This is a genomic window from Endozoicomonas atrinae, assembly GCF_001647025.1.
Lineage (GTDB): Bacteria > Pseudomonadota > Gammaproteobacteria > Pseudomonadales > Endozoicomonadaceae > Endozoicomonas > Endozoicomonas atrinae.
The window spans coordinates 1-13,261 of the sequence record NZ_LUKQ02000156.1; the positions used below are offsets into that span (position 1 = coordinate 1).

Below are 13,261 nucleotides of genomic sequence, written 5' to 3' on the forward strand. Positions count from 1 at the left end.
GATCATCCTGAGTTTTAATCTGACTGGCTATTTGATCTACCAGTTTTTCGTTGATTTCAACGCTCATTGTTATTCTCCATTTTGGAGTATTAACGACAAGCGTTTACACAATTTAAATTACATTCCCTAAATGCACCCTTGAGTATTTCAAGAGTACATTCTTATTAACGCTATTTAAATTTTTATTGCTGAAATAGTACTTAATATTTTAGCTTTGTTGGCATCAATAATATCAGGGTTGGTTTTAGCTGACAGTTGCTGCTTTTCTTTTTCATCCAAAAAATAAGAGATACGCTCTGCATTTGCCCCTGAGGGGTGTGGCATGCCTGATAAAATTTGCAGTTCATTTAATACCCCCTGTGTTACTAAGTACAGCAGCGCTTCCTCGGCTTTCGATCCCAATGGAACAAACAAGGTTTGGGGGCTGAGCAACTGAACCTCATGAGCAAGACAGTCATCGACCATTTGCTTCAGTACTGCCGTCTTCAACATACTCGGGGTACCACTGTAGTTCTTGCCTCTGACGAACACTGGGTAGCGTAGGGCTGAAGTGTAGTGAACAAGATCCTTCCGGTCACCAAAAAGATCTGAAGCACTTTTGATGCCCAGTTTCTCCGGTAGACTAATGTAGTCAAGCATTCGAATCAGGTTGGCCCGCATAGGGCCGCCAAAGCTTGCCGTTTCCTTTGCAGCAAGTTTGGTTTCCACCACGGAGCAACCAGCCTTGAGCTTTCTGCTTGCTTCTTGTAATGCCAATACAGCCTGCTGCAGGCCAGGTGTGATACCACAGATAACGATTCTAGCGTCTTTATTAATGTAATCAAAAGGTGCGTAGTAGCTGCTCAGTTTTCCATCGTCAAAAATTTTTAGACTCTCTGGAAGAGCATCTTTCTTATCAATGCTTATGCTTTTCATAGTGCAAGCAAACTGTTCAAAAGAGATATTGAACATATTTAAGTCCTAATGATTTAAAGCTTATTTAATAATTGGTTTTGATTATTCTGGTTTTATGTCCAGTTGTAATGACCTGGTTATTACTGCTTCTTACGCAATACACAGAGTCCGCATTATTAAGTGCCTTTAATAGTTTCTTGGTTTTTTTAATTAGCTGACTAAGCTCCTGTCTTGGGATTTGTTGAATCAATGACCCACCTTTTTGGAAGCCTTCCATGGCAACCATATCCATAAGGTCCAGTAGCTCAGACCCGATGGCTCGTTGCTGCATTCTTGTGTGTGCATGTGCAGTAATCATGACTTCCACCTATTAATAATGAGCTAATGATTTTAATGTTTCCAGAACTGTTTGTAGGTCTCCAAAAGTCTTAACTTCAACCTTATAAAGATCTTCATAGGCAATTTCAGTGTACTTTTTCAATCCGCTGTGGCGACCATATTTTCCAGTAAGGTTTAGTTCCTTCTTCAAATAGTGTTTTTTAGGCAACGATATTTTTTCGCCAATGGACTTGGGAAGCCACAAAAATTGAGTTTTCAAATTATGCTCATGAGTAAAAGTAACCGGACCGCTGGTATAGCCATCCATTTTCGTGTTTCTCTTATCTCTATGAAGGGGGTGATACTTAACCCAGTTGCAATTAACGAGAGTTTGGCGAATCAGCTCAGCACAGGTTGGAGTATCAGAGCTGATCTCTCGGTTTTGGCGGAGCTCTTCTAATTCATCACTTTCCGGGAGCTCAGTGAGTAAACATTGATAGACCTGGGTCACCAGCCACTGCGGCTCTATATTGAGAAGTACTGCCAAATTGACTGCATTCTGAGTTGAAAACCAGGAAAGCAGTGCTTCTTCACTAGGTTTCTGCCAAAAGTGGGAAAATGCTTCTCTCCGCTCAGCAGTAATAACACTAAAAATTTCCTCGAACGAAACAGGTGTTTCGCTCAAGGGGCTGCAAAAGTCATGTAACCAAGAATGCAGCATAGTAACGTTATGAATATTCAGGTCACCATAACGAATGGTTGTACTTTTAAAGGTACCAATGGCCTTCTGCCAGCGGATAACGTCTGAAGCACGATAAAGATTGTCTTTATAGGGCTTTAAACAGGCATCACCAAGAGCATAAGCGGCATTACGAATAGTGTCTTCTTTCTTGCCTTCCAGAAGGGCTACTTGTCTACGGCTTAAAATTCCTTCACTAGCATTGGGAAGGTGTTCCCAAAAGGCAGTAACACCAAGATCGTAGGTGGCTTCATCTAGAGTAAGCCGTGCGTGTAACAGCTCGTAAAGTGTTCTTAGTTTTTTGAATTTGTCTTGACTGCCCGTGAATGCATAGCATGCCCTTAGATACTGGGGGAGTTCCATTTCACATATATCAATAAATAGAGGAATATCATGAGACATTTCTCCGCCATGCCAGGCAGCAGTGGTTGCATAAATGTATATTATATTTAGCAAGCAGTTCTCAGATTCTTTGTCCAATAGCTGCTTCATTTCCCTAACATGTTTTAGGTTGGTGGTGAGGTACATTTGATCCAGTAGCAGCTCATTCAGCTCGTGGACAATTGAAAAGGCATCTTCTTTACTAATCAGTGTTGGCATAATTCTTACTTCTTGCTATTTGGTTTGCCATAATGCAAATGCATTTTAGATTGCCAAAATGATAGAGTAAAGCGTTTTTTAGTATCCACAGCTTCTGTGCGTAAATCTGTGAATAACCTATGGAGTCAAGGCTTATGCAGAAAAGAGAGGCAGGCTTGATTGTGGTGTATATTATTTGATCGATTTGGCGTGGATGCAGCCATAGCCAGCCATGGCTGAGTAATACAACATAGGAAATAAAGCTTACCCCTCAAAAAGAGGGTGCTGAATCCGGTTTAAATCACAAACTTCCTCTCTTCACCGGTTTCCAAGTCAATAAATATGGCCTGCTGGTTCAGGCAACCTTTAAAAACACCAGTTACCCCCCTGAAATGAACAGCCTTACCTACCCATTGATCCGGGTTAGCTTGTAATTGCAGATCAGTGAGTGTGGTCACGGAACTGTGATCTGGTCTCTCCAGAGTTAGAAAGCGAATTTTCTTGAAAGTAGCCTCTTCGCAGTCAGCATCGGAGAGAGTGATGACCAGCCGTGCTTTTGCACGACTGAGGGCTACGTTGATCAATGATCTCTGGAACTGGAAGAAATTATGCCTGCCATCCACTGGGTCAAATAGAACCGTGTCGTATTCAGAACCTTGGGAACGATGGATGGTGCTGACATTGAGCTTCCCCATACCCTCTTTCTTCAAAACATTCTTGATGAGTGCACGTTGGGCTCTGAATGGGGTAAGCACGACACAATTGTTACGTTCATCTGCGCTTATTGATGCCAGGAACTTTGCTAAGGCTAATGCTGATTCATGGCGAATTGGACCATTATATTTTTGGGACCACTTAAAATCTTCCGAGACACTGAGGATTTTTATTGGAGATTTATTAGCAACACTTTCACGTGTTGTGCGCCATTCACAGCTGCTTTGGGCATCTTCGGCTACTCGCAGCAGGCCATCATAGAATATATTGGAAATTAACTGGCTAATGGGCTCAGCCATGCGAGACTGCTCATCCAGAAGGCAGCACCATTCTGCGCTTTTTCGGTAGTACTTAAACATCGATTGGCCAATCCACTCTCTGGCCAGAGGTGTTTTCGAAATGCAGATGGGAGCTAACTGTTTATAGTCCCCTGCGAACAGGCAGTGCTTGCCGAGAGGCATCAGAGCCAGTGCGTGTGGAATCCCCACCTGGCTGGCTTCATCAAAAACAATCAGATCGTAATTAACCTGTTGAAGCTCTTCAAAAGTAAATGCGGCACGTGTAGTGGTTTGTGCAGAAAGCTGATTGTTTTTCAATAACAGCAATGAGTGCGCTTTGATTTTTTTTCTCAGGGTGTCTCGTGCTTCTCGCCAGAAAGCATAGTTTTTAATGTCTTCTTTTGATGGTTCTTCCAGCTCCAGTTGCCTGAGTTCATCAAGCAGTTTTTTATCAGCGGCGGGAATCAGGTGCTCCCTTCCAGTAAAGTGACCAGCTCGAAAGTTATTGCCAAGGCGAATCGTCCGGTTTCGTGCAATATTGGCAGCTGCTGCATAAGGTGAGTGCTCGGAGATCAGTTGAGAGAGCGCGTTGTCCACAGATACCAGGGCAAGGTCGACTGCAGTATTCGTAGAGCTGAGCAGAAGAATTTTCTTCTCAGGATATTGGACCATCAAGCTCGCCAGCAGTGCACCCAGTGTATAGGTCTTACCGGATCCTGGCGGCCCCCATAAAAAGGAAATTGGCCAGCCTAGCTGGTGGAATATAGCTTTTTGGCCTTTTCGTAATGTGGGGAATGAGTCTGGATTTACATCAATATCTTCTGATTTTTCAGTTTGAGCGCGTGCTTGCCTAAGCGATTGGATGCAACGTTCAGCCCAGCTGCTGCGCCAAATTTCAATAATGGCGTCAATATATCTTGGAAGATAAATGTAGATTGTTTCTTCTTTTTCCGGTGGTTGGGCTGTACAGAAACGAAGATGAATTTGTTGCTCTTCCGGAATAACTGCAAGGATATCGGCTTGGCCATGAACGCCATCTTGTCTTGGCCACCAGGCCTTGGCACCTTCAAGGCTTTCATCGATCGTTGTATTCACTGCGTCATTAGGCTTGATCGTTAACACCCAGAATGCATCAACTTTCTCACGCTTGAGGATCTGAAAACGAATTTTTTTAGGGATAGCCTCGGCTTCTAATCTCAAAGCATCCCGAATTCCAGTTACAGAAGGTAATGGCTGGTTTGGAATCAAATCGCCACTCACAGAAGATAAATGCTGGCGCTGTTGCTGTTTTAATGATCGTTCCTTTTTTAATTGGTCACGCAGGCGGATACCAGGCTCAACCTCCTGTACTTTTTTGGGGGCGGCGTTTACTTGTGAGAGGGCTTCATTCGTTGGAGGGACTTCTTTCAGTACCCACAAACCTTGAACAAGCTCAATTTCAGGGGAAGCTCGTAGGAGAGATGCCAACTGTTTACGCTTCAAACCTGTGGCAAGAGCCAGATCATTGAGATCTTTTGGCCCTGCCATTAACGCCTTTTTAATAGTATTTGCATCCATGAGAATACAGATCCGTCAACACAGTGCCCAGTAACTACTGGGCGATAGAAATTTCCAAATGAGCGGCAGTTCTGGATAGGCGTGAGCCGCTGTATTGCTTTTGGGTAGACTGGCGATTGATAACGTATTTGCGTGCACCACCAATGGATACAGCGAGCTGATTGTACTCCTGAGCCAGAAGGTCGCTCTCATCTTCAATCCATTGTGGAACATGAGGAGCAGGCGTTGATCTATCCAAAGCGATGCCGTGAATATAGACTTGGCCACGCGTTAACTCCTGAAGCATCGGCATATTGGCGCCACCACCGGTAATAACAACACTGATGTTTTGTTGCTGGTTATCCATAAGCCATGAAGGGTCTACCGAATCAAGAACGCGCATAAACGTATTCTTCAGGTCTTCACTAAATGCGCGGATCTCAGGCAGGCTAAGGAAACTGGTAAGTGATATTTGGCCAGCCGTACCATCGAAGAGGTAGAACTCCAGTAACTTATCTTTGAAAAGCTGCTCTTTCATGCTGCGAATTTTCAGCTTCAGGTCGTGAACAATGGTTTTATAGTCAGGGTGGCTTGCTGAGATACGTGACGGTTTAAGCAGTGCTGACATTAATATTTGGTCTACGTAATCACCTGCTTTATTCAGACTGATTGCCGAACCCTCGACTTCTATCGCCTGGTAACGCTGCTGCTTGGCATCGACGTTCATCTGGAAAAGCGTAAAGTCTGTTGTGCCTGCACCCACATCGACTACGACCATAAGCGCCTTGCTGGCAACTGATGAGTCCGGGTTTAATCGGCTGGAGATAACGGCTAATGGCTCCGTCACAGATCCATCAACCAGAAAACGTGGCAGACGAGGCAGTTTCAGAATTTGATCCCATGCTGACATCGCCACTTCTACCGGAATACCCTCATCCCACTCTTCACTGAAGGTATCCCCCAGGATTTGTGCGCGAGCAAGATAGGTTGCAAGCTCTTTTTCAACCCATGCTTTACGGGTATCAGGAAAACAGGGCATGGCATAACGCCGTAAAGTATACGGTTGCAGGTTGTGCTCAAGCAGGGCTGTTTGATCGATCAGATCAGTAACATAGGCGAGGTAGAATGAAATGAGCGCGCCGACGGAGAAATTGACCCCTTCAGGACAAAATGGTTCAGCTGAGACGTTGTCCAGGCGCTCTTCTTCAGGGTGACTCATCATATAAGACTTCAATGAGTCAAAACGGGCGTGTGCAGCAGACCCTCTTTCTTCCAGACTGCGATCAATGGCTTTTTGCCCGAAATAAATCCGGCCGTCTAATCCGATGTAGACCGAAGAAACGACAGGGAACATATAGTTTTCCTGTCCGGCTTCTTTGCCCAGAGGCAAAGGAAGAATCTCTTCGTAGCCATCTTCTCGGGTGACCATACAAGCTTTAGAAAGGGCAGTACCAAAATCGATGCAAAGAAAGGTTGTACTATTTTCGGCCGTGTCCATATAGGTGCTTTGCAGTTCAAGCTCTACAGGTGCTTTCTCTACAGCTTGAGCAACAATGGGGTTACTCAATGCCTCCTCTTCAGCATCGCTACTTTGATCTTCGAGATCTTCCCCAAAATTGAAGTCGAAGCTGTACTCTTCGTTTGCACTTTGTTGATGCTTACTTTCAGCTGGCGCAGAGCTCTGGGCCAGAGGCAGAGCTTCCAATTGGCCAAGGCTGCTTTGCAGAGCAGCATATTCGGCATCGGTAATAATTCCGGGCAAGCGTTTTTGTCCGGTCACGCCATCGATTTCGATACGCGCAATCAAATTACTGAGTAGCAACTGCCAGTCCGAATGGCTCATAAATTTTCTCCTGACACTACGGCTTCGACCAGGGCTTTGCGTACAATGGCCGTCTTTTGTCCATCTTTCCGTTCAACGGCAGGACGGAGCACCCGAACTTTTCGAGTGCCAGGCTTATGGCCACCGGCGACTTCATGTTCCGCTGCCTGATACTCCAACACATCATTGATCTGGCCTTTGGCTCTGAGGTTACGGGTAGTGACAAGTTGGCGAAGCGTCATCAGAATTTCTTTATTGGCATTCAGCAGATATTTAACCTGGCCTGCAGCACCGGGGTTGAACATTTGCAGAGTTGGAAATGCATCGTCAGAGAACACTTTTAATCGGGGAGAGAGTAGGCCAGCCTGTAACAGAAGATCAGCTGATAAATTATCCGTCTGCTGTTCAATACTGCGATGTTGAAGATCATCAATTTTGGTGTTCTGCACTTTAACTACGCCGGTATTGGCCAGCCATTCGTGAAGGTCTGACGGGATATCGGGGTGCTGCTCAATGACACAATTCAGGGAAAGCCGGGCCTTATCACGATTACCCTGTATCTGTATAAAGCAGTCCATCATGTCTTTATCTGCCCGGCCAAAGCGAGCCAGCAAAATCAGGGCTTCTTCGATATCATTACTTAACAGTCTGGCCGCGTTGGATTCACCGCAATAACTCAGCCAATCTTCTGCTCTGAACCAGCCTTTTATTTGCGTCAGTGCTGCATAGCTGGTGGCCTCAACCACAACGGAAAAGTGAGAGCGCAAGTACGTTTGCAGAAGCGTAATGGCGGCATCGGCGGCTGGCCAGCGCTCTGTGGTCTGACTGACGGGCAGGTGACTGAATGCTTTGCCGATAAACCGAGCAAGTGTCACACCGGCAGTATCTCCAGCGGGTAAAGAACTTTGTTTAAGCGTGTCATCAACGCAGGCAAACAGACGACGAAAGCGGGTGCTGAGGGAAGACTCCGACAGAAGTTTGGAGCTGCCATCCATTTGCGCCTCTTCAATAAATGTCTGGCACCCTTGATACAGAGTTCCAAACGCCTCTTTCAGGCTATTGGAATAGCTGAAAATAACACTGACCAGTTCGGCCCTGACTCGCTCCCCGGTATCTTCACGTACCGCTTCATACGCCGCAAATGGCAGAAACTCGTCAGGCTCGAACCACTCTAGAGATTTGGCCACATAATAACGCTGGTCTGCATCGTTCAGTGTAGAGAGTGAGCCAACTAATGGAACCTCGAGCTTCTGCAGCATTTTCCCGATGATGGGGCTCACTGATTTAGTAACATTGGCAACTTTAGCGAGGCTGCTTAGAGTAACCAGTTGGTCAGTTGACCCGAGGTCCTTCTGTAAGTCCTGCAGTAACCCATGGATGATGCTTTGTAATGCGTTCTTATCCAGAGGTTTATCACTGCGTTCACGAATCATATCCGTGAGAATTTGAGCTTTTTCTTCCGGTGAGTGTTCAGCGTTGAACATGTCTCTTTACTCAATAATGATGAAGCAGATTGCGAGCATCAAACTGTTTAAAAACCATCCATTCGAAACAGGCGGTTCCCCTCAACCCAGCATGGCTGTTCCTGCAGGCTATTAGCGATATACACCAGTAGTTTGAGTTGATGAGAGGGGAGTCGAGTCACTTCACCGGCTGCTTCCAGCGTGGTATCACCGTTCACTGAATCGAGATGTTGGTTTAGTACCTTCAAAAAAGTTGTCAGCGGCTGCTGGTTGTTCAGGCTGACTTCACTCAACAGCCGCTGCTCTCTCTTGCGAACATCCCGACGGGACATATTGAGGCGTTGGCCGAGCTGGTCATACTGAAGCTCCTGAACACCCCGGCCCATGATGATTTGAAAATCACTGACCGGGAGCGCTTTTCGAATAGTGTTAGCCAGGGCTACGTATTCCGGTAAAGGGGATTGGCTACCAGTAGTATCTTCAAAAACGGCATGTTGCTCGGTTGCATTTGGTGGAATCGATTCTTCGTCATCACCGGAGCTCAATACCTCAACTTCAACCGATGGGGCCCAGCGCCGGTTAAGGAGTGAGTGCATGTCTGCCAGTGAGGCTTTTGCCTTGGCGGGTGCTTTGTTATGGCTTTCTTCCGAGCTTGTTTCTGTGGATTGAGGCGCCAGAGAGATCAGGTAGTCTCGAATTTGTTCAAAGCTCTTTCCACCAATACCCGGAATGCTGCAAAGCGCTCGACCGCCATCTGTGGCGGTATAAATCTCGCCAATGGTTTTGTACTTGAGCCTACCTTGGGTTTTCCAATAACGGATGGCGCTCTTGGTTCTCGGTGGAAGCGGGCTTTTTTCAATAGCCGCACTAAAGGACTGGGCATAGAACCGCTTGCACTCCACGGTATTTTCTATTGGATACAGGTGTGCCAGGCTGTTGGCGCCATAAGAGGCTTTCTTTGGAGGTGCGGGCGTAACGACTGTTTCTGGCTGCTGAGGTTTATTTAATGCATCTTCCACTTGCTGCAGCAGGTGTTTTGCGCCCTTGGTTTGCCTGGTCTCCAGCTCGTTTTTCAGGTCTTTAAGAATATCTTCTGATGAACCGTTATTGGTAAATAGCTGCTCAAGGGCATCCAGCGATTTGAAAAAGTAAGGACGAAAAAGCTTCCTGCCTGATGCATGATCCGTATCTGGTTCTGCAGCGTTTTCTTGTACTGTTTCTGGCTCTGCTGGTGGCTTGTTGGTCTCAGAATCCATGGGCGGAAGAGGGGCGTCAGTGGGCTCTCTAACAGGCTCTGTTTCCGATAGCTCAATGGTCAGCAGTTCTATTTGATCGTCTTGCAGTTGCGAGACTAATTTCTTCTCAAGAAACTGCTTCTTAGCAGGCAGGCTGGTAAACAGAACAATATGATTGCGGGTAAAAAGATACGATCCCTTGAGATTGGTCTGGCGAATAAGCAGGCCATTCTTGCTGGGTATCGTTATGGGCACGACCAGGGCATTACTGCGCTCTTCTTTGTCCCACAGCTTGGAAAACAACGTTTCATAATCAGTGGCTTGTTCTACATCGGGCTCGTTAGCAGGTTCATGGTCTTTCTGGATAAACTCACCCAGCGACATATGCCTTTTATGCTCGGCTTCCAGCTCTGGCAAGAAGTAACCATAGGCATACCACGAAAGAAAGTAGCCTTCATAACTCCCCATGCCTCTGAGTTTCAGTGTTTGCGAAAAATCAGCAAACTGAGTCTGGCCTGATCTGAGCAGGGTAATCACCAGCTCCACTGGTACAGAAGGCGTGTTCGCTGACTCTGGCTTTTTGGGGGCGTGAACGAAAATATCAAACAGGGCCACAGTTCTGTTCAGATCGTTGTCTTTTAACGCAAGGTATTGTTGCTCTGCTTCTCTTGAACTGAAGAGAACAACAGTCTCCTCCCCATCAATAAAGGGGAGGTCATCCATGCTGTGGTAACTCAGGCACGTTCCCCACCCCAGTTCAGACTTGGGAATCACCAGGGTGTTGTTAGTACTCTTGGAATCGGTAAGCTCAGTATAAAGAGAGCGAATATAAGAAAGTCTTGATGACACTTTTCAGCTACTTCTTCTGCAGTCCTTCGCCAGTGGCAGGTTTTATCCTTATGGGCAGGAACACGGGATTTTAAAAATGCCAAGTATCTCACAAACTTCAGTACAAAAAGTTGCACTCAGTCAGTTTCAATAGTGATTTTTAATATATTGGATCTCTAGCAATACGTGCAGGTGGTGGAGGCTAAATCATTGCAGTTCGTTAATTTTCTAAAACATAATTACGAACAAAGCTGGTAGTACGTAAAAAATACAAATCATGCTATTTCTTGTATGTTATAGTTGCCAATTAATTACGATTTGTATGTTAAATTTTTGCGAACAGGTTGGGTGATGAGCCGCAAACAAGTGAGCGAGTATAACCACCAGTTTCCTGCTGTAAGAGGCATTCAAGCTGGTCGGCCGTGCTACATTGCAATGTGCCCGATGAGGCTGATACCCAAAATATTTATTTTTGATGAAGACGAAGTTCCACCGGAGCTTCGTGCCCAGAGGATTCTGAATAAGTCTCGTTTGCCCGCTTTGACCTCATACCTGTTGGATAATGTGGATGACTACACGCTGTCAGCCATTACTGCATCGATTAATGATCAGGTCAAATTTGAGCCCTTTGCCGATACTGGCGTTGCTTCAAATCTGGGGCTGCTGTCTGTCCCAATGGATGCGCAAATACTGATTAATGATGGACAGCACCGCAGGGCTGCCATTGAGCTTGCGCTTAAAGAAAATAGTGAACTGGGTCATGACAACATTCCGGTACTTTTCTTTATCGATGAAGGGTTGAAACGTAGTCAGCAGATGTTTGCTGATTTAAACAAGCATGCTGTTCGTCCCAGTGATTCACTGAGTACCTTATACGACCATCGGGACCCATGTTCAGCGATGGCTCGTTATATTGTTGATAATGTTCCTTGCTTTAAAAAGCTGACTGAGATGGAAAAATCCAGTATCTCAAATCGAAGTATTAAGTTGTTCGCTTTGAGTAGTATTAAGCTGGCTAGCCGAAGTTTGCTGCGCAAACGCGCAAAAGACCCAATTTCAGAAGCAGAGATGGAGCTGGCTACTAGGTATTGGGAACTGGTCAGTAAGTCTATGCCGGACTGGCAGGCTGCTGAAAAGCGAGAAGTCCAGTCTGCAGAACTTCGGCAAAATTATGTACACTCTCACGGTGTTGCCCTGCATGCGTTAGGCTGTGCGGGGGCAGACTTGCTCAGCCAACTTCCAACCGCTTGGGAAGAGCATATTGGCAAGCTCGTGGATATTGACTGGTCCCGTGCAAATTCAGACCTATGGGAAGGTCGTGCTTTGCACCACGGGCGTTTAAGTAAGGCCCGCACCAGTGTAGCCCTTACAGCAAATGTAATTCGTAAAACCCTCGGTGTAAGACTAAGCCCCGAGGATGAAGCCCTCGAAGAGTCTTTAAACCAATGACCACTGAAAACATGCTGTATAGCAGCATTGACGAGATGCTGGCAGACGACATGTCTGTTTATGCGGGTCGTCCTTTGAAGAACTTATTACATGAGATTCAGGAACTTTATCTGCATGATGATAAACCCTGGGTCATTGGTTTTTCAGGTGGTAAGGACTCTACGACCATCCTGTCACTGGTTTATACCGCTCTGCTTTACCTTGAGCGTGATCAGCTGCACAAACACATTTATGTCGTTTCTTCAGATACCTTGGTTGAGACGCCAGTTGTTGTAGACCAGATCAAGCATGTTATTAACGCTGTGAATGACGGCGCTAAACAGCATGGCTTGCCCATAACAGCCCATCAGGTTTTCCCAAAGACGAATGAAACCTTTTGGGTGAACCTGTTAGGGAAAGGCTATCCAGCACCGACGACATCGTTTCGGTGGTGTACTGAACGGATGAAGATCGATCCGGTTAGTGAATTTATTATGGATAAGGTAGCCAGATTTGGTGAGGTTATCGTTATTCTTGGTTCCCGTAGTCAGGAAAGTTCCTCCCGAGCCCAGGTTATCGCCAAACATAAAATCGATGGTAGCCTGCTATCCCGGCACTCTTCGTTGCCGGGAGCGTTTACGTACATGCCTATCGAGAGCTGGTCTCACGATGAGGTATGGATGTATTTGCTATCTACGTATGCTCCGTGGGGTGGTACAAACCGTGAGCTGTTTGATCTCTACAAAGGTTCAAACGCGGGTGAGTGCCCTCTGGTCATTGATACAAGCACTCCATCTTGTGGCAACTCCCGTTTTGGGTGCTGGACCTGTACTGTGGTTACTAAAGATAAGGCGATCGAAGGTCTTATCGAGAATGGTGCGACCTGGATGGATAAGCTGTTGGCATTTCGTCAGAAGCTTTGGGATAGCACTAAGCCAGAGAATAAAGAAGCCCTGCGTAACAAGCGTCGTCGAGATGGTCGTATTAGTTACGTGCGCAGCCGAAATGTTAATGAAGATGGAACTCGCGATATCAAACGCGCCTTTGGTCCTTACAAGATGTCTGTTCGTCAACAATGGCTTGAGGAGCTATTAACGATAGAACGCGATCTGCGGACACAAGGGCATGATATTGAGTTGATCACCCGACCCGAGCTGCACGCCATTCGTATCGAATGGCTTCACGACCCATTGGACCCAGATTGGACAGACCATCTGCCAGCCATTTACCGTAATGTTTATGGTGAAGACTTGGATTGGATTGAAAATGACGCAGGTGCATTTACTAAACCTGACGCCGATGTCATCACCGATGTAATAAGTCTTCAAAACACCAGTTTAATTTGACCTCCCGATTAACCCTTTTCTGGCCGATTGTTTTCCTGTTGGTATCAAGCAGGGAGCAGCGCCATGACCAATCGAGAGGAC

Annotated in this window: 9 protein-coding genes; 2 read left to right on the forward strand and 7 right to left on the reverse strand. The window is 46.2% G+C overall.

Going from position 1 to position 13,261, the window contains the following annotated elements; genetic code table 11:
* Positions 1-174 precede the first annotated feature (174 nt).
* The 7 genes from AK963_RS18620 to AK963_RS18650 all read right to left on the reverse strand — a co-directional run bounded on the left by AK963_RS18620 (position 175) and on the right by AK963_RS18650 (position 10,427).
* Entirely contained in the window at positions 175-951 is a 777-nt protein-coding gene (locus AK963_RS18620; protein WP_066016942.1) for a hypothetical protein, read from the reverse strand.
* Positions 952-979: 28 nt separating this feature from the next.
* Positions 980-1,252, reverse strand: a complete 273-nt coding sequence (locus AK963_RS18625; protein ID WP_139117506.1) for a hypothetical protein — start codon at positions 1,250-1,252, stop codon at positions 980-982.
* A gap of 12 nt (positions 1,253-1,264) precedes the next feature.
* A complete protein-coding gene (locus AK963_RS18630; protein ID WP_066016944.1) occupies positions 1,265-2,551 on the reverse strand; it encodes a hypothetical protein in 1,287 nt (428 codons plus the stop codon).
* Between the two features lie 275 nt (positions 2,552-2,826).
* Complete coding sequence (locus AK963_RS18635; RefSeq protein WP_066016945.1) at positions 2,827-5,079, reverse strand: DEAD/DEAH box helicase; 2,253 nt, start codon at positions 5,077-5,079, stop codon at positions 2,827-2,829.
* 34 nt (positions 5,080-5,113) lie between these two features.
* On the reverse strand, positions 5,114-6,901 hold the full coding sequence (locus AK963_RS18640; RefSeq protein ID WP_066016946.1) for an acetate and sugar kinases/Hsc70/actin family protein: 1,788 nt from the start codon (positions 6,899-6,901) through the stop codon (positions 5,114-5,116).
* Entirely contained in the window at positions 6,898-8,364 is a 1,467-nt protein-coding gene (locus AK963_RS18645) for a hypothetical protein (RefSeq protein WP_066016947.1), read from the reverse strand. Before AK963_RS18645 ends, AK963_RS18640 begins: the two co-directional genes overlap by 4 nt.
* Positions 8,365-8,411: 47 nt before the next feature.
* Complete coding sequence (locus AK963_RS18650) at positions 8,412-10,427, reverse strand: DNA polymerase Y subunit UmuC family protein (RefSeq protein ID WP_066016948.1); 2,016 nt, start codon at positions 10,425-10,427, stop codon at positions 8,412-8,414.
* 330 nt (positions 10,428-10,757) lie between these two features.
* On the opposite strand from AK963_RS18650, the gene dndB reads away from it, so the two are divergent.
* Together dndB and dndC are read left to right on the forward strand one after the other, a co-directional pair.
* The gene (gene dndB / locus AK963_RS18655; RefSeq protein ID WP_066016949.1) at positions 10,758-11,855 is read left to right on the forward strand and encodes a DNA sulfur modification protein DndB; all 1,098 of its coding nucleotides are present in this window, start codon (positions 10,758-10,760) and stop codon (positions 11,853-11,855) included.
* The gene (dndC, locus tag AK963_RS18660; protein WP_066016950.1) at positions 11,852-13,180 is read left to right on the forward strand and encodes a DNA phosphorothioation system sulfurtransferase DndC; all 1,329 of its coding nucleotides are present in this window, start codon (positions 11,852-11,854) and stop codon (positions 13,178-13,180) included. The genes dndB and dndC overlap by 4 nt, the downstream gene beginning before the upstream one ends.
* Positions 13,181-13,261 lie beyond the last annotated feature (81 nt).